Genomic DNA, 16,699 nt, shown 5'->3' with positions numbered 1-16,699 from the left:
CAGAGCCTTTCGCCCCTGCGGACGCCCCCGGTTCCCCCGGATCTCGAAGTCCATCGCACCCCTTCAACTGGGGTGTTGCAACGACCACTAGAACGGAAGACGAACCGGGGGCGCCCTTCCTCTTGCTCCTACGTCTCTGTGCCGCTCCGCGGGACCGCTCAGCCCGCCAGCTGCTGCTTCACCAGCGCCGACACCCGGCCGCCCTCGGCACGGCCGGCCACCTTCGGGTTGACGATCTTCATGACCTGGCCCATCGCCCGCGGTCCCTCGGCACCGGCGGCACGCGCCTCCTCGACGGCCTGGGCGACGATCTGGCCCAGCTCCTCGTCGGAGAGCTGCTTCGGCAGGTACTCGGCGAGCAGCTCACCCTCGGCCTTCTCCCGCTCCGCCTGCTCGGTACGGCCGGCCTGGCCGAAGGCGTCCGCGGCCTCGCGGCGCTTCTTCGCCTCCTTGGCGATCACCTTCTGCACCTCGTCGTCGGAGAGCTCGCGTGCCTGCTTGCCCGCGACCTCCTCCTTGGTGATCGCGGCCAGCGTCAGCCGCAGCGTGGCCGAACGCAGCTCGGCGCGGTCGCGAATCGCCGCGGTGAGGTCTTCCTGAAGCCTGGACTTGAGCGTGGTCATGACGTCAGTGTCTCAGGTGCGCCGCCCGGGCCGCCCGCGGATTTCCCCCTCCCCCGCCGTCTGCGACGATGAGCCCATGCGCGCTCGATACGGAGTACCCCTGGGAATCACGGCGGCCGCGGCCGCCGGACTCGCCTACTCGGCCGGGTTCGAGGCCCGTTCCTTCCGGCTCCGCCGGGTCACGATCCCCGTCCTCCCCCGAGGCATGCGCCCCCTGCGCGTCCTCCAGGTCTCCGACATCCACATGGTCTCCGGCCAGCGCAAGAAGCGCGCCTGGCTCCAGTCCCTGGCCGGCCTGCGCCCCGACTTCGTGATCAACACCGGGGACAACCTCTCCGACCCCGAGGGCGTCCCCGAGGTCCTCGACGCCCTCGGCCCGCTCATGGAGTTCCCCGGCGCCTACGTCTTCGGCTCCAACGACTACTACGGCCCGCGCCTGCGCAACCCCGGCCGCTACCTGATCGAGAAGCTCCAGGGCCGCCACGGCCTCAACGGCAACGAGCCCGTCACCGGCGCCGTCCACAACCCGTGGGAGCCGATGCGCGACGCCTTCGACGAGGCCGGCTGGCTCAACCTCACCAACACCCGGGGCACCCTCAAGATCGACGGCCACACCATCGGCCTCACCGGCCTGGACGACCCGCACATCAAGCGCGACCGCTACGCCCGCGTGGCCGGCGGCCCGGCCGCCTCCGACGACTTCTCCCTCGCCGTCGTCCACGCCCCCTACCTGCGCACCCTGGACGCCTTCACCTCCGACGGCTACCCCCTGATCCTGGCCGGCCACACCCACGGCGGCCAGCTCTGCATCCCCTTCTACGGCGCCCTCGTCACCAACTGCGACCTGGACACCGACCGGGTCAAGGGCCTCTCCACCCACACCGAGGACGGCCGCACCGCCTACCTCCACGTCTCCGCCGGCTGCGGCACCAACCGCTACACCCCGGTCCGCTTCGCCTGCCCCCCCGAGGCCACCCTCCTGACCCTCACGGAACGCGAGACCCACACCTGACCTGCTCCACCCGGACAGCCCCGAGCTGACCAGCCACCCCTGACCCTGCGCGACCTCCCGACCACCCCCGAGAACCGGATTTCGCCTCTGGCCCGCAGTCCGCTAAAGTAACGGTGTCGCCGCGAAGCGGACGACATCGGGGTGTAGCGCAGCTTGGCAGCGCGCTTCGTTCGGGACGAAGAGGTCGTGGGTTCAAATCCCGCCACCCCGACAGCTGAAACCACTCAGGGGCCTGATCCGCTTTCGCGGATCAGGCCCCTGAGTGGTTTCGCGGGATGCCTTACACGTGACCTGGGTCTCGGCCGAGCATCCACGCGAGCACGAGCAGCGGGGCGAAGATCACCGCCAGGAAGATGCTGACCACCGCCACCATCATGTGCTCCGCCCGCTCGGCCCGGTACGTCGATCTGCTCAGCAAGCACGCGCCGAAGGCGGCAAACAATCCGACCAACAGCAGCCCCCGCCACATGGAGCCACCTTGCACGAGGAGCGCAAACGACAGCACCGCGGTCGACGGCCCACGCCATTCCATCGTCTGTCCGAGATCCCATCCGAGGTCTTTTCGCCTCGGCAACGTCAGCAGAGCGAGTATCAGCAAGATCTCAGCGGCACCCCCCACCAGTTCAGGGCGTTCGCCGATCCAGATTGCGGTGGACGCGGCCCATCTCGCGGGGAGGCCCAACGCGTCACATGCGGTAGCCACCGCTTGCAGCGGGGTACGGCCGCTATTGACTGCCGCGAAGGCCGCCAGTCCCGCGAGAGAGGCCAGCACCCGGTACAACGTCGCCAAGACGTCCAGCTTCCGGGCCCCCCTGATCACGTTGTTCACCGTCTTCGATGGGCCCGATACGTGCACATCCCTGAACGATGCAGCCTGGATGGCGGAGCCCTCAATATGACTGCCGCTCAGGGAGTTGTTGACGACTCGATACTCACTCATGCACCAGGAAGCTACGCCTGACAGCAGCTTCGCGCCCTGATGGCCGCAGTGACGGCTACCCCGTGGCCGCGCCTGCCGGAATGTTCTGCCTTGCCACCTTCGAGTGAGAGTTCGGACTGAGTAGCGGTCATCTGCTATCAGGCGAGTACTCTCCGTAATCAGTCGACTTCGTTCGTAGGCGAGGGCTACAGCGGGCGGCGGTTCACCGGGCAGCAGAGGAGTTCGCCGGGATCGCGGATCGGTGCCGCCCGACAACTGCGCAAGTCCCCTGCGCGATGCGATGGGCCCGTCCACCGACCAGCCGAGAAAGAGCTGCCCCATGTACCCGAACCCTGCCCCTGTACTTCGTGCCCGGGGCGTCGACGTCCGGTACGGCGCACAACTCGCCGTGCAAGGAGCCGATCTCACACTCATGCCCGGTGAGGTCGTGGCGGTCACCGGCAGCAGCGGGTCCGGCAAGAGTTCGCTGTTGCACTGCCTGGCCGGAGTGCTGGCGCCGGCCGCCGGTTCGGTGAGCTTCGAAGGCCGGGAGTACGGAGCGCTCGAGGACGAGGAGTTGTCGGCGCTGCGGCGAGAGCGGTTCGGGTACGTGTTTCAGCACGGCGAGTTGCTGCCCGAGCTGACCGTCGAGGAGAACGCCTCGCTCCCGCTGCGGCTCGCCGGGCAGCGGAAGGGGCCTGCACACCGTGCGGCGACGCCTGTACTGGAACGGCTGGGGATGGGGGAGTTGGTCGGGCGTCGCGTCTCCCAGCTCTCCGGTGGACAGGCCCAACGGGTCGCAGTCGCAAGGGCGTTGGTGCACGAGCCCGCTGTCGTCTTCGCCGACGAGCCCACCGGCGCACTGGACTCGGTGAACGCGGCAGCCGTACTCGACGAGTTCCTCACGCTTGCCCGGGGCCGGGGTACCGCCGTGCTGCTCGTCACGCATGACGAAGGGGTCGCCTCGCACGCGGACCGGCGTTACGTGATGTGCGACGGCCGTATCAGCCTCGGCCGGGGTGTCCCCTCGCCCGCCACGGGTGAGGCCACCGCCCGGAGTGCCTCATGACCCCCTTGGCCCTCGGCCTCCGGCTGGTTCTCCGCGGCTCTCGCGCCACGCGGGTCCGTTTCCTGCTGATGACTCTCGGCTGCGCACTGGGGGTGGCCTGTCTCGCCGCCGCGCTCAGCATTCCGGCGATCCTCGCGGCGCACGACGGCCGGGCGGCCGGGCGCGAGGTGCAGGGGGGACCCAGCTCCGGGGCACTCTTCCTGGAGCGCAAGGACCCCTTCGGCAACCGTCCGCTCACGCGCATCTTCATCTCCCCGCCGGAGACGGGGACGGTTCCCCTGCCGCCGGGGGTGGCGCGAGTACCGCGGCCGGGCGAAGTCGTCGTCTCCCCCGCGTTGGGGGATCTGCTCGCCGAACGCCCCGCACTCAAAGGGGCTCTGCCGGGCCGGGTCGTGGACACCATAGGGCCTGCCGGACTCACCGGCCCGCAGGAGTTGTACGCGTACGTGGGGCGCACGCGCGCCCAGTTGCCGCCCGACGAGGCGAGGCCGCTCGGCGGTTACGGGAATCGCTGGACGGCGCCGGACGAGGCGGCGATCGACGACGGCACGGTCGCGCCCCTGCGGTTCACGCTCTGCTGTCTCGTTCTGCTGCCGCTCTTCGTCTACCTCTCGGTGTGCGTGCGGCTCTCGGCAGAGGCCCGGTCACGGCGGCTCGCGTCCTTGCGACTGCTCGGACTGAGCGCGCGGGACACCATGCGCGTGAGCGCGGTGGAGACGCTCTGCGCCGCCGCCGTCGGGGCGGTACTGGGCGTCGGGCTGCATCTGCTGGTGAACGCCTGGGTCGAGCGGACCGGTTGGGTGGGTCTCGCCTGGTACCCGGCGGACGGGTTGCCGTCGGTCTGGACGCTTGCCGCCTGTTTGCTCGGCTGCCCCGCGCTCGCCTACCTCGCCGGGCGTCGGCACGCGAAGGAGGCCGCCCTGCGTCCGCTCGCTGTACGGCGACAGGCCCAGCCAGGGAAACCCCGCCGCTGGCTGGCAGCACTGCTGGTCCTGCCCGGTCTGGGCATTGTCACGGCGTACTGCGTCCTCGGGGTTGTCGGGGTCCACGTCGAGCCGAGCGCGGTCACCTCTTTCCTCGTGCCGGCCGGGGCTCAGCTGACCGGGGCGGGGATCGTGCTCGCGCTGCCGCCGGTCACGGCCTGGCTGGCCGCGCGGGTCGCCGCCACCACCCAGCGGCTGCCCCTCACCTTGGCGATGCGGCACCACGAGACGACCCCGGGCGCCGCGCTCCGCGTCGTCAGCGGACTCGTCCTCCTGGTCTACGCGGCCTCCCTCACGCAGGGCGTACTCGTCGAGCTGGACCAGGTGAGCCGGCGGACGGCGCCAAATCAGGAGTACGAGGTCCCGCTCCGGCAGGTCACGCCGGAGCAACGGACGGCGATGGTGAAGACCGAGGGGATTTCGGGGAACGCGGTGGCCGCTGAAGTGCCTTCACGTGAAGGTGACATCCTGTTCGCCACCTGCACCGAGCTGGAGAAGCTCGCCACGCCCGGAACCGTGCGAGGCTGCGTGGATGGTCGGCCCCTTGCCCTGCACGACCCGTTCGCGCACACGGAGGACACCAAGCAGCCTGGCACTACTCACCTGGTCAAGCTGCGCGACGAGGCTGGGCAGGAGGCGGGCAGTGCGCGGTTCACGGTGCCCGAGGAAACCGTCACCTTCGCCGCCGTGCAGCCCTCCGCTCTGAGCTCGGCCCTCCTCCTCGTCCCGCCGAAAACCCTCCCTCCCGGGGTTCACCCCGCACACGCCAGGCTCGTCCTCAGCGGAGCCCCCGAGCCCGAGGCAGTCCAGGCCACGCTGGACCGGCTCGCAGGGATCGCGCCCACAGCGCAGATCGACCCTGTCGGCATCGTCATCGAGTCCCTCCGCCAACTTTCCATCGTCAAGGGGCTGCTGGGTACCGGCATGGTGCTCGGCCTCGTCATCGGGGTGGCGGCCTTCCTCGTGTCGGCGACGGACCGGGCCATGGACGGGCGGCGCAGGACTGCCACCCTCACGCTGCTCGGCATCCGGACTCGTACGCTGCGGGCGGCGCAGTGTGCGCAGGTGTTGTTGCCGCTGGCGGTGGGGATCGGTGGGGCGCTCGTCGCCGGGCGGCTGGCCGAGTCCAGTTATCTGGTGACGGGGGGCGGGGCCGTGTTCTGGGACGGTGAGGGGTTGCCGCTGCTTCTGCTCAGCGGGCTGGGGGTGCTGGCGGTTGCCGGGCTGGCCTCGCTGCCGATGGCCCGGCGGCATCTTGATCCCGAGTTGCTGCGGCGGGATTAGGGGGTGTCGAGGGGCGTCGTACCGGATGTTGCCGGTGCGTTGGAGGAGGTGCTTCGGGCCGCTGCTTCCGTGTATCGCTTGCCCAGTCGCCGGAACGCCTCCACCAGTTCCGTCGGCCCCACGATCTCGAAGTCCACGTCGAAGCGGCCGATGAGGGCGGCCAGGCTCGGCCAGGACCAGGAGCCGAGGGTGAGGCGGCAGCGGTCGGGGGACAGTTCCTCGACCAGGCCGTCGTGGACGTAGCCGGTGATCTCGGTGGCGGGCAGGTGGAGGACGACCTCGCCCCGGCAGGGCCAGGCGGGGGTGCCGTCGGGGTGGTGCGCGCCCCGGAAGCGGGTGGCGACGTAGGCGGTGACGTCGCCGCCGGGGAGTGCGCGCGGGGTGAAGCGGGGGCCGGTCGGGGTGCGCGGGGTGAGGCGGTCGACGCGGAAGGTGCGCCAGTCCTCGCGGTCGAGGTCCCAGGCGACGAGGTACCAGCGGCTGCCCCAGGTGACCAGGTGGTGCGGTTCCGCCCGGCGCGGTGGGGGCGCGCTCGGGCCGGGGGCGTGGTCCGGGGCCCGGTAGTCGAAGCGGAGGGTCTCGCGGGCGCGGATGGCGGTGCTGAGAGTGAGGAGGACCTCGGTGTCGGCCTGCGGGGCGAGGTCGGCCCCGGGGCGGGTGACGGCGGTGATCTGGAGGGCGTCGATCCGGTGGCGCAGCCGGGCCGGCATGACCTGGCGGACCGTGGCCAGGGCGCGGACCGCGTCCTCCTCGATGCCGGCGCCGGTCGTCGCGGCGGTCCGCAGGGCGACCGCGAGGGCGACCACCTGGTCGTCGTCGAAGAGCAGCGGCGGCAGTTCCGTGCCCGCGCCGAGTCGGTAACCGCCGTCCGGGCCTTTGAGAGCGGCGATGGGGTAGCCGAGTTCGCGCAGGCGGTCGATGTCGCGGCGGACGGTGCGCGGGCTGACGTCCAGCCGTTCCGCCAGCAGCGCGCCCGGCCAGTCCCGGCGGGCCTGGAGCAGGGAGAGCAGGGCCAGCAGCCGCGCCGAGGTTTTCTGCATGGCTCCATGGTGCACCGGAGTAGCGGACACATCCTGGCCTCTTCTGCTGGGACTGTGGGGCTGTGCCCGCGAGGAGGGCACGACCGGCACCGGAACACGGGAACGCCGGACAACCGGAACTCCCCGCACCCCTCTCGAAGGAGGCGGCCCCTGTGGCTGCGACGACCACCACTTCCACCCCGCTCGACGCCGAACGTGCCGACCTGATCGGAGCGCTCGCCTCCGTGCGCGGGGCGCTGACCGCCACCGTGGCCGGGCTCGGGGACGAAGAGGCCGGGCAGCGGCCGACCGTCAGCGCGCTCTGTCTGGGCGGGCTGGTCAAGCATGTGACCGCCATGGAGGAGACCTGGGCGCGCTTCATGGTGGAGGGGACGTCGGCGCTCCGGTTCGACCTGCCCGAGGGCGTCACCTGGGCCGATCTCGCCGCCGGGACGGCGCGCGAGCTGCCCCGGTGGATGATCGAGCGGGAGGAGGAGTTCCGGATGATGCCGGGCGAGACGCTGGCGGGGGTCGTCGGGCGGTACGAGGAGGTGGCCGCGCGTACCGACGCGGTGATCGCCTCCGTACCGGATCTGTCGGCGGCGTACGCGATGCCCGACGTGCCGTGGCAGGAGCCGGGTGAGGTGCGCAGTGTGCGCCGGGTGATCGCGCACGTCATCGCCGAGACGGCGCAGCACGCGGGGCACGCCGACATCCTCCGCGAGACGCTCGACGGGCGGACCAGCAGCTGACCTCCGGCACCGCCACGGGACAGGGTCCGCGAACGACGAGGGAGAGGAACAACATGACGAGGTACGGGAGCACCGGGCGAGGGTGGCCGCGATGACCGTCCTCTCCACCCGCGCGCTCAACCGGGCGACGCTGGCCCGCCAGTTGCTGCTCGACCGTTCCGGTCTGGGGCCGCTCGCAGCCGTCGCTCACCTGGGCGGCCTCCAGGCGCAGGAGCCGCAGGAGCCGTACGTGGGGCTCCACGCGCGGCTGCGCGCCTTCGACCCGGCGGAGCTGTCGGCGCTGCTGGTGGACCGGCAGGTGGTGCGGACCCATCTCATGCGGCGGACCGTCCACCTCGTCACCGCCGCCGACGTGCTGGCCTGGCGCGGCCGTCACGAGGCGATGCTGCGCCAGCGGGTGCTGGGCGTCTACCGCGACGAACTCGCCGACGTCGACCTGGAGGAGCTGGCCGAGGCGGGACGGCGGGTCATGGCCGACGGGCGGCCCCGCACGATGGCGGAGGTGGCGGCGGAACTCGCCGACCGGTGGCCCGGGCCGGGGAAGCGGGCGCTGGGCGAGATGGTGGTGGCCGCGCTCGTTCCGGTGGTGCAACTGCCCCCGCGCGGCCTGTGGCGCCAGAAGGCCGGCGTACGCAACCTGCCCCTCGCCGCCTGGCTCGGCCGCGACGTCGCGCCGCCACCGGTCGCGGGCGGCGACGATCCGGCCGGGGAGGCTCTGGTACGCCGCTACCTGGCGGCGTACGGTCCGGCCGCCTCGGCCGACCTGCGCGCCTGGTGCGGTCTGGCCGGACTGCCTGCCGCCGTCGCCGCCGTCCGCGACGAGCTGATCACCTTCCGGGACGAGCGTGGCCGCCTCCTCCTCGACCTTCCCGACGCCCCGCGGCCGGACCCCGACACCCCGGCCCCGGTCCGCTTCCTCCCCGCCTTCGACAACGCCGTCCTCGGCTACCACGACCGCACCCGGATCATCGACGACGCCCACCGGGGCCTGTCGGTCGCCGGGGAACGGGTGGTGCTGGTGGACGGGCGGGTGGCCGCGACCTGGGAGGCCGGGGAGACAGGGGCCGTGACGGTGCGTCCGCTGGGGCGGCTGGCGGGGGTTGAGCGGGACGAGGTGGTGGAGGAGGGCCGGGCGGTGGCGTTGTTCCTGTCGGAAGGAGAGGGCTCGACGGTCGAGATCGCCGACGCCTGAGACCGGGCCCTCAGGCCGCCCCGCCCTACTGCCCCTTGGCCTTCTCCAGCCTTCGCCGCTCGAGGAAGTTCGGGTACCGGATGGTGATGCCTGCCATGCCGCCCTTGCCGGTGATGCGCAGCAAGGGGGTGCCGGGGAGGCGGGTTTCGGGGTGGAGGGTCTTGTTGCGGAGTCCGCCTACGCCGGGGTCGACCTCGTCGGAGTCCACCCACCAGCCTTCCGGGACGACAATCGTCACGCCGGCCATCTCGCCGTACGCCTCGATCTCGACCTCGGGGAGGGCGCATGCGACGCGGGTGAAGTCGAGGCGGACGCCCGCCATGCCGCCATGGGCGGTGATCTTGGCGGGGACCTTCCAGCGGCCGGTGCGGGAGGCGCCCTGCATGCCGCTCTTGATGACCAGGGGCGGGACCGGGGCCAGGGCGGCGGAGACGGGCAGGTCGGCGGTGAGGGGGGCCAGTTCGCCGTAGGTCTTGGCGGTGAGGGCGCGGCCGACGCGCTCCTCCAGCTCGTCGATGTCCAGGCGGCCGTCGCCGGCGGCGTCGCGCAGCCGCTCCACCACGGCGTCGCGCTCCTCGTGGGAGACGCGGAGCTGGTCGCGCGGGACTGGGGTGTTCGAGGCGTCGGCCGTCATGGCCCGCATCTTACGGACTGGGGTTCGGCCGGGCGATGCCCTTGTGGCGCTCCCCGCCGCCGCGCAGGCCGCCCGGGGAAGCGGCGAGGGCCCAGATGATGAAGATGTCCAGGGCGATCACGATGATCGACCACACCGGCTGGTACGGGAGGAAGAGGAACTGGGCGACGAGGCTCAGCGAGGTGAAGAGGAGGCCGGGCAGTCGCGCCCAGCGGGCCCGCCGGAGGATGCCCGCGCCGGTGGCGGCGACGGCCACGCCGAGGACGAGGTGGATGACGCCCCAGCCGGTGAGGCTGATCCGGTACGTGTAGTCGGCGACGTCCCGGTAGAAGGGGTCCCCGAGGATTCCGGCGATGCCCTGCAACGCGGCGAGGATGCCCTGGCAGACCATCAGCACGCCAGCGAAGATCAGGCCCTCGGTGCGCCAGCTGCCGTGCGGGTCGGGGACGGGGGCGGGGGCGGAGGGACCGTCGAGGCGCTGCCAGGGCTCGTCCGCCTGTTCCAGACCGGGCAGGCCGCTGCCGAACTGGGGCGGCGCCGGCGGTACGGGGCGCGGCTGCTCGGGGTCCGGGTGGGCGCCGGGGTCGGGCGGGGAGGTCATGGGAGGGCTCCTCGGGCAGGGTCCTGGCCGGGGCGTTTCCCCGGTGATCCTCGAGCGGATCTCGAGTGGTCCTGTCCTGTGAGCCTTCGCGCTGGGGGCGCCGGGCACGATTCGGCGAGGGCCGTTGGGATGACGCACCCGGGGCGGTGCCGTCCGGCCCCGGGTGCGTCGGCGGCCCGCTCCCCTATTCGGCGGGGACGAGTCCCGCTTCGACCAGCCCGCGCAGGACCGCCTGGCCGAGCGTCTGGACGGCGGACTGGGGGCGGACCATGACGGTGATCTCCTTGATCAGGCCGGTCTCGTCGAAGTGGAGCAGGTCCATGCCGTGGATCTCCTTGCCGTCCACGGTGGCCCGGAAGAGCAGAACGTCCGCCGGGGAGGCCGGGGCGTCCTGGTCACGGCTGGTGGCCGCCTCGCCCGTGAAGGTGCCGATGTAGCGGAAGTCCTCGAAGGTGCGGACCAGGACGCCGAGGAGGCCGATCACCATCTCCTCGCCGTCGAACGGCTTGAAGGAGACCGGGCTGTACAGGCGGACGTCCGGGAGGAACAGCCCGCTGAAGCCGCTCAGGTCGCCGGTGGTGGTCGCGGTCTCGACGGCGGCGCGGAAGCGGGCCGCCGTGGCGGAGGAGGCGGGGTCGGACACAGTGGCTCCTGTCGACGGGCCCACGCGGTGGGCGTGGGCGGGAAGTGCGGCGGACCGCGCCGACCTGCGCGCGGGCCGCCCGCATTCTTCGGGACGGGCCGTTGTGGGGACAAGGCCCTGACCGGGGCGGATTCAGCCGGGGAGCCCGGCCAGGAAGGCCGTCAGGAGGTGGTTCACCTCGGCGGGGCGCTCCTGCTGGAGCCAGTGGCCGCTGTCGTCGAGCAGGTGCGAGGCGACCAGCCCGGGGAGGGTGCGGGGGTAGGCGGCGATGGCGTCGGAGAGCCAGGTGGTGGAGGCGTCGAGGGCGCCGCCGAGGAAGAGGGAGGGCTGCACGATCGGCGCCCCGTCGTACTCGGCGAGGTCCTCCCAGTCGCGGTCCATGTTCCGGTAGCGGTTGAGGGCGCCGGTCACTCCGGTGCGTTCGAACTCGCCCGCGTAGAAGTCCAGGTCGGCCTCGGTGAGCCAGGCGGGGCGCGCGTCCGGGAAGCGCTGGCGCATGGTGCCGCCCCGGCTGATGAAGTGCGGGTCGGGCGCGTCGGGCCCGGGCATGGTGTCGGCGGAGAGCGCGGCGTAGACACCGGAGAGCCAGCCACGGACGTCCGGCTCGATCTCCGCCTCCGCGCGGCCGGGCTGCTGGAAGTACGAGACGTAGAACTCGTCGTCGCCGCCCATCCTGGCGAACATCTCGCTGGGGCGCGGCCCGCCGTGCGGCTCGTACGGGACGCTCAGCAGGGCGACCGCGCGGAAGACGTCCGGCCTGGTCAGTGCCGCGTCGGCGGCGATGCGTGAGCCCCAGTCGTGGCCCACGACGACGGCCTCGCCCTCGCCGAGGGCGTGGACGACGGCGACGCAGTCGGCGACCAGCTCGGTCATGCGGTACGCGGCCGGGTCGGCGGGCCGGGACGAACGGCCGTAGCCACGGACATCGATGGCGACGGCGCGGTAGCCGGCGGCGGCCAGGGCGGGGAGCTGGTGGCGCCAGGAGTACCAGGACTCGGGGAAGCCGTGCACGAGGAGGACGAGGGGGCCGGTGCCCTGCTCGACGAGGTGGGTCCGGCCCGCCGGGGTGGCGACGGTGCGGTGGACGAGCGGGCCGGACTGGGCGCCGGTGGCCTGGGCGTTGGTTTCCACGGTTCCTCCAGAGTGGGCGGCGCGGACGCGGTGCGGCACGCGGGACGCGAGGAGGGCGGCGCCGGTGCCTGCCCCACGATCATCCGAGGGTGCCTCCCCCGGCACCACCTTTGTTGCCACTCCGGCAAGCCGCGAGCACGCCCGAAACCGGTCGATGTTTCACGTGAAACCATCCAAGCGATGTTTCACGTGAAACACGCGAATCGGCCATGGTGCGGCATTCGTGGTTTCACGTGAAACATCGACCCGCCGGTGGCACCGGAAACCTCGTACGACCGCCGAGTCGGGCCTGTACCCGCCTTGTTGGCCAACCGCGACCTCCGGTGTCCGTCCCGGCTCGTACGCTGAGCCGCATGAATGCGGGCGGGCCCATGGGGCGGGTGGTGGACGGCCGGTTCGAGCTGATCGCGCGGCTCGGCGGGGGCGGAATGGGACTGGTCTGGCGGGCGCGGGATCTCGCCCTCCACCGGGAAGTGGCGTTGAAGGAGGTGCGCCCGCCGGACCCGGTCCTGTTGGAGTCCGACCCGACCGCGGCCCGGATGCTGCGTGAGCGGGTGCTGCGCGAGGCGCGTTCACTGGCCCGGATCGACCATCCCAACGTGGTGACCATCCACCACATCGTGGATTCCGCCGAGGTGGCCCATCCCTGGCTGGTGATGGAGCTGGTCACCGGCGGCTCGCTCCAGGACCGGCTGAGCGAGGGCCGGATGACGCCGGCGGAGGCGGCACGGCTCGGCCGCGGTGTCCTCGCGGCCCTGCGCGCGGCCCACGCGGCGGGCATCCACCACCGGGACGTGAAGCCGGCCAACGTCCTGCTCCGCCCCGACGGCCGCCCGGTCCTCACCGATTTCGGCATCGCCGCCCTGCGCGAGTCCACCAGCCTGACCGCCACCGGCGAACTCGTCGGCTCCCCCGACTACATCGCCCCCGAACGCCTCCGCGGCGACGAGGGGAACCCGGCCTCGGACTTCTGGTCGCTGGGCATGCTGCTCTACGTCGCGGTGGAGGGCCACCACCCGTTCAGACGGGCCTCCACCCTCGCCACCCTGGCCGCCGTCCTCGACGGCCCGATCCCCGAACCCCGTCACGCGGGCGCCCTCTTCCCCGTACTGGAGGCGCTGCTCACCCGGGATGCCGCCGCGCGGCCCGACGCGGAGGCCCTGGACGCGCTGCTGGCGCGGGCGGAGGCCGAGGCGGAGCCCGGTTCCCGGCCCGGTCCGGGCGGGGCGGGTGACGGGGGCGCGGAGCAGACCTGGCGGCTGGGCGCGGTGCCGCCGCGGCCCACCGGTTCGGCGCTCGTCCGTACGCCGACCCAGCGGGTCGAGCCCGAGGACGCGCCGCCGCAGGACGCGGCGGCAGCGGCGGCCGGCGCGCCCACCGCCTCGGCTGCGCAGGGGCCCGCCACGCCGCTCGTCACGGACGAGGCGGACGACGCCCCCACGGCCGAGGAGCGTGCGCGGGCGCGGCGGCTGACCCAGCGGACGCGGATCGTGGTGAGCGTCTCGTCGGTCCTGAGCACGGCGATGGTGGTCGGCGGCTTCTACCTGTTCGGCCCGGGCAGCGACCGCGACCCGGGGCGCGACGACCGGGCCGCCGCCCCCAGTTCCACTCCCTCGGCGCCGTCCGTGGACCCCGTGGAGGACGCCACCCCGCAGCCGGAGGAGTCGCCCGAGAAGGAAACCAGCCTGCTCACCCCGGAGTCGGTCCGGCGGATCGTCTCGGAGCTGGAGAAGGTGATGGGGACGACAAAGGTCACCGCCTTCGACGTCCACCAGAGCCACGCCTCCGCCAAGGCACCGCTCCAGCGGGACCCGAAGCTCTGGGACACCTACGAGTACCGCGACGGCAAGGCCGTACGCGCCAGGGCCGGGGGCGTGGTGCGGGACAGCGACGCCGTGGTCGACCTCGACCGGTTCGACTGGGACGCGCTGCCCGGCCTGATGACCGAGGCCGAGAAGCGGCTGGGCGTGGAGAAGCCCGAGAACCGGTACTTCATCGTCGACCCGGCCTCCCCCTTCCACGACAAACAGCCGGTGCTGCGGCTCTACCTCAGCGACGAGTACGGCGGCGGCTACCTCACCGCCGACCTCGACGGCAAGGTCATCGACGTCAGCCCGCGGAGCTGACGGTCAGCCCGCCGCCCGGACGAGCGCGACCGCCGCGCCCGCGTAGAGGACACCGAGGACGAGCAGGGAAGCTCCCGCCGGGAGCCCCACGCGGGTCACCGGCGACGCCGTCGGCACGGGGGCGGCGGCCAGCGCCCGGGCCCGCTGCCGCTCGCGCGGCGGGGGCGAGGCGGGCAGCACCGTGCGCCACGGTTCCTCGGGGTCGTACGCGGCCACGGCCGTCACGGGGGTCCCGTCCTTCCCCTGACCGGCCAGGCCCTGCACGTCGAGCGGATGGCGGACGAGGACCCGGTACGGCGCACGGCCGGCCGGGACCACGGTCAGGTCGAAGACGAACAGCGTGCCCTGCGCCCGCCCGTCGCTGTCCCGCAGCGTCCGCCCGCTCCCAGCGTGCACAACCCGGACGCCGTGCACATGCGCCGGGGCGTACGAGGTGGGGCGTCCGGGGCGCGGGGCCGCCGAGGCGACGCCGTTCCCGGCCTCCGCGACGGCGGCGAGCAGGAGCAGGGCCCCCGCCGTCGCGGCCGCCCCCAGCAGCAGGAGCCAGCGTCCGCCGCCGGTCAGGCCCAGCCCGAGCGCGGTCAGGGCGGCGCCGACGGGGAGGGCGCCCCACAAGGAGTGCGGGCCGAACAGGGCCCGGAGCCTGGCCCGGTTCACGGCCTCGCCTCCTTACGGGGCAGAGCGGCCCTGGTCCGGGCGGCGTCGCCGGGGCGGGCGGGGTCGTAGACGGCGAGGACGGTCTCGCGGGTCAGGGCCCGGCGGGCGACGACGACCGGGACCCGGTGGCGCACGCCGCGCTCGTCGGCGAAGAGCAGGTCGGCCTCGCCGTGGCGTCGGCCCAGCGAACGCCATCCCTCCAAGGTGCCCGGCGCGCACGCGCGGCCGCGCAGGAATCTGGCCACCGCCGCCGTCCGGTACAGGCTGGAGAAGGCGCCGCAGCAGGCCCCGGCCAGGGCGGCGGCGGTCAGCCAGCGCAGCACGGCCAGCCAGGTGGGGACCGGCAGTTCGACGGGGACCAGGAGGAACCAGGCGGAGGTGTCGGCGCGGGTCACCTTCCCGTCGGCCAGCGCGTCCTGCCAGCCGGCGAGCGCCGCCCAGGCCGACAGGGCGACGACCGCGCCGGGGGCGGACCGGTGCAGGTAGCGGGCGGCGGCGATGCCGAGGCCGATGGCGGCGGCGATGCCGGCGAAAGGGCCCACCGAGGCGAAGTGGTCGGTGCCGCAGCTGCCGGTACCGTCGCAGACCCAGACGACGTCGGCCGCCTCGTACGTGCTCAGGTGCCACACCTGCCACACCAGCCACGCGAGCAGGGCGCACGCCGTCAGCCTCAACGTCTGGACGTACCAGCCCGCGCGCCGGGGCACGCCCCCGGCGACCCCCTGCCGTATGCCGTCCACCCGACCCGCCTCCCGCTTCCCCCGGCTTCGCGCCGACGATATCGCCCGGCCGGAAGGGCGATCCGAGGTGTACGCCCGTGGTGCGGGGCGGGGCGCGCCCCCGCGTGCGGGCGGGCGCCCCGCGCGCCGGGGCGCGCACCTCGCCATCTGGGAGATTTCCTCGCGACAGCCACGGAACGGGGAATTCCACCGAAGTCGCCGGGAGTTGGTCACTCAACAGCTCGTCGCCCCAGGAGTCACCGATGTCCGTCCAGCCCACCGCCGCCTCTCCGTCCCCCTCCGCCACCGCACCCGCGAGCGCTTCGGGCCGCCTCCCCGAGAAGCTCGCCGCCGTCCACCAGATCCGGCGCCCACGAGGCGCACCGGTGCCCGAGGACTTCGCCTTCGTCACCGAGCCGATGCCCGAACCGCTCCCCGGGACGGCTCTGGTGGAGAACACCTGGCTCTCCGTCGACCCCTACATGCGCGAGAACATGGACGGGGAGTGGGAGCTGCACGCCCCGCTGGAGGGCCGCGCCCTCGGCCGGGTCGTCACCTCCGCCGACCCCGCTCTCCCGGAAGGCTCCCTCGTCCTCCACCGGCAGGGCTGGCGCACGCACGCCGCGGTCACCGCCGCCGAGGCGCGCGTCCTCCCCGACCTGCCCGGGGTCGCCCCGGAGAGCTTCCTCGGGATACTCGGCGGCACCGGCCTGACGGCGTACGTGGCGCTCACCCGGATCGCCGCCCTCCGGCCCGGCGAGGACGTCTTCGTCTCGGCGGCCGCCGGGGGCGTCGGCAGCGCGGCCGGTCAGCTCGCCCGGCTGCTGGGCGCGCGGCGGGTCGTCGGCAGCGCGGGTACGCGGGCCAAGGCCGACTGGCTGGTCGCGGAGCTGGGGTTCGACGCCGCCTTCGTCCACCGGGACGGGCCGGTCGCCGAGCAGCTGGCGGCGGCCGCGCCCGACGGCGTCGACGTGGTCGTGGACAACGTCGGCGGCGACCACCTGGAGGCGGCCATCGGCGCCCTGCGCGAGCGCGGCCGGATCGCCTGGGCCGGCGCCATATCCCAGTACAACGCCGCCTCTCCCCCGGCGGCCCCGCGCAACCTCTTCGACCTCGTGGAGAAGAGCGGCCGTCTCGAAGGCTTCCTGGTCAGCCGGCACCGGGACGCCCAGGGCGAGCTGGAGGCGTCCCTGACCCCGCACCTGAGGCAGGGCACGGTCCGCGACCCGCTGACGGTCACCGAAGGCTTCGGCCACGTGGTGGACGCCTTCCTCGGCATGCTCCGCGGTGCCAACACGGGCAAGGCGGTGGTGCGCGTCGCGAGCTGAGCCGGGG

The 16,699-nt window shown here is 73.2% G+C and carries 16 protein-coding genes and 1 tRNA gene; 8 read left to right on the top strand and 9 right to left on the bottom strand.

Annotated features, from left to right (window positions below; genetic code table 11):
- Window positions 1–158: 158 nt before the first annotated feature.
- Window positions 159–623 (bottom strand): GatB/YqeY domain-containing protein, encoded by a 465-nt coding sequence (locus IF45_RS0129270; protein WP_003949628.1) that lies wholly within the window; start codon window positions 621–623, stop codon window positions 159–161.
- A gap of 76 nt (window positions 624–699) precedes the next feature.
- Here IF45_RS0129270 and IF45_RS0129265 point away from each other — a divergent pair, with 76 nt between their 5' ends.
- The gene (locus tag IF45_RS0129265; RefSeq protein WP_003949627.1) at window positions 700–1,635 is read left to right on the top strand and encodes a metallophosphoesterase; all 936 of its coding nucleotides are present in this window, start codon (window positions 700–702) and stop codon (window positions 1,633–1,635) included.
- A 137-nt stretch (window positions 1,636–1,772) separates the two neighbouring features.
- Window positions 1,773–1,846: transfer RNA gene (locus IF45_RS0129260), tRNA-Pro, on the top strand.
- Between the two features lie 69 nt (window positions 1,847–1,915).
- Here the strand turns inward: IF45_RS0129260 and IF45_RS0129255 are convergent.
- On the bottom strand, window positions 1,916–2,575 hold the full coding sequence (locus IF45_RS0129255) for a hypothetical protein (RefSeq protein WP_030310530.1): 660 nt from the start codon (window positions 2,573–2,575) through the stop codon (window positions 1,916–1,918).
- A 412-nt stretch (window positions 2,576–2,987) separates the two neighbouring features.
- Between IF45_RS0129255 and IF45_RS0129250 the strand changes: the two genes are divergently transcribed.
- Window positions 2,988–3,623 (top strand): ABC transporter ATP-binding protein, encoded by a 636-nt coding sequence (locus tag IF45_RS0129250; RefSeq protein WP_370443983.1) that lies wholly within the window; start codon window positions 2,988–2,990, stop codon window positions 3,621–3,623.
- Window positions 3,620–5,890, top strand: coding sequence for an FtsX-like permease family protein (locus IF45_RS0129245; protein WP_030310526.1), 2,271 nt, complete (start codon window positions 3,620–3,622; stop codon window positions 5,888–5,890). Before IF45_RS0129250 ends, IF45_RS0129245 begins: the two co-directional genes overlap by 4 nt.
- On the opposite strand, the gene IF45_RS0129240 is transcribed toward IF45_RS0129245, so the two are convergent.
- Window positions 5,887–6,930 (bottom strand): helix-turn-helix transcriptional regulator, encoded by a 1,044-nt coding sequence (locus IF45_RS0129240; protein WP_030310524.1) that lies wholly within the window; start codon window positions 6,928–6,930, stop codon window positions 5,887–5,889. The genes IF45_RS0129245 and IF45_RS0129240 overlap by 4 nt on opposite strands.
- A 152-nt stretch (window positions 6,931–7,082) precedes the next feature.
- Between IF45_RS0129240 and IF45_RS0129235 the strand changes: the two genes are divergently transcribed.
- Both IF45_RS0129235 and IF45_RS0129230 read left to right on the top strand, forming a co-directional pair.
- On the top strand, window positions 7,083–7,661 hold the full coding sequence (locus tag IF45_RS0129235) for a DinB family protein (protein ID WP_030310523.1): 579 nt from the start codon (window positions 7,083–7,085) through the stop codon (window positions 7,659–7,661).
- A 91-nt stretch (window positions 7,662–7,752) separates the two neighbouring features.
- Window positions 7,753–8,853 carry a winged helix DNA-binding domain-containing protein gene (locus tag IF45_RS0129230; RefSeq protein ID WP_030310520.1) on the top strand — a complete coding sequence of 367 codons (1,101 nt, stop codon included), beginning with the start codon at window positions 7,753–7,755 and terminating at the stop codon, window positions 8,851–8,853.
- A 25-nt stretch (window positions 8,854–8,878) separates the two neighbouring features.
- On the opposite strand, the gene IF45_RS0129225 is transcribed toward IF45_RS0129230, so the two are convergent.
- The 4 genes from IF45_RS0129225 to IF45_RS0129210 form a co-directional block, all read right to left on the bottom strand.
- Complete coding sequence (locus IF45_RS0129225) at window positions 8,879–9,487, bottom strand: DUF1707 SHOCT-like domain-containing protein (protein WP_018893706.1); 609 nt, start codon at window positions 9,485–9,487, stop codon at window positions 8,879–8,881.
- Between the two features lie 10 nt (window positions 9,488–9,497).
- A complete protein-coding gene (locus tag IF45_RS0129220; protein WP_030310518.1) occupies window positions 9,498–10,088 on the bottom strand; it encodes a DUF7144 family membrane protein in 591 nt (196 codons plus the stop codon).
- A 184-nt stretch (window positions 10,089–10,272) separates the two neighbouring features.
- The gene (locus IF45_RS0129215; protein ID WP_030310517.1) at window positions 10,273–10,731 is read right to left on the bottom strand and encodes a nuclear transport factor 2-like protein; all 459 of its coding nucleotides are present in this window, start codon (window positions 10,729–10,731) and stop codon (window positions 10,273–10,275) included.
- A 132-nt stretch (window positions 10,732–10,863) separates the two neighbouring features.
- Window positions 10,864–11,862, bottom strand: coding sequence for an alpha/beta fold hydrolase (locus IF45_RS0129210; protein WP_003949617.1), 999 nt, complete (start codon window positions 11,860–11,862; stop codon window positions 10,864–10,866).
- Between the two features lie 371 nt (window positions 11,863–12,233).
- Here IF45_RS0129210 and IF45_RS0129205 point away from each other — a divergent pair, with 371 nt between their 5' ends.
- A complete protein-coding gene (locus IF45_RS0129205; protein WP_030310515.1) occupies window positions 12,234–13,988 on the top strand; it encodes a serine/threonine-protein kinase in 1,755 nt (584 codons plus the stop codon).
- 3 nt (window positions 13,989–13,991) lie between these two features.
- Here the strand turns inward: IF45_RS0129205 and IF45_RS0129200 are convergent, their stop codons facing one another.
- Together IF45_RS0129200 and IF45_RS0129195 are read right to left on the bottom strand one after the other, a co-directional pair.
- Window positions 13,992–14,645, bottom strand: a complete 654-nt coding sequence (locus IF45_RS0129200) for a hypothetical protein (protein WP_030310513.1) — start codon at window positions 14,643–14,645, stop codon at window positions 13,992–13,994.
- The gene (locus IF45_RS0129195) at window positions 14,642–15,385 is read right to left on the bottom strand and encodes a hypothetical protein (protein ID WP_030310510.1); all 744 of its coding nucleotides are present in this window, start codon (window positions 15,383–15,385) and stop codon (window positions 14,642–14,644) included. The genes IF45_RS0129200 and IF45_RS0129195 overlap by 4 nt, the downstream gene beginning before the upstream one ends.
- Window positions 15,386–15,627: 242 nt before the next feature.
- Between IF45_RS0129195 and IF45_RS0129190 the strand changes: the two genes are divergently transcribed.
- Window positions 15,628–16,692: an MDR family NADP-dependent oxidoreductase gene (locus IF45_RS0129190; RefSeq protein ID WP_030310508.1), complete on the top strand. Its 1,065-nt coding sequence runs from the start codon at window positions 15,628–15,630 to the stop codon at window positions 16,690–16,692.
- Window positions 16,693–16,699 lie beyond the last annotated feature (7 nt).

It is taken from the genome of Streptomyces albidoflavus (genome assembly GCF_000719955.1).
GTDB classification, from domain to species: domain Bacteria; phylum Actinomycetota; class Actinomycetes; order Streptomycetales; family Streptomycetaceae; genus Streptomyces; species Streptomyces albidoflavus.
This window is presented reverse-complemented; position numbering and strand designations above follow the sequence as displayed.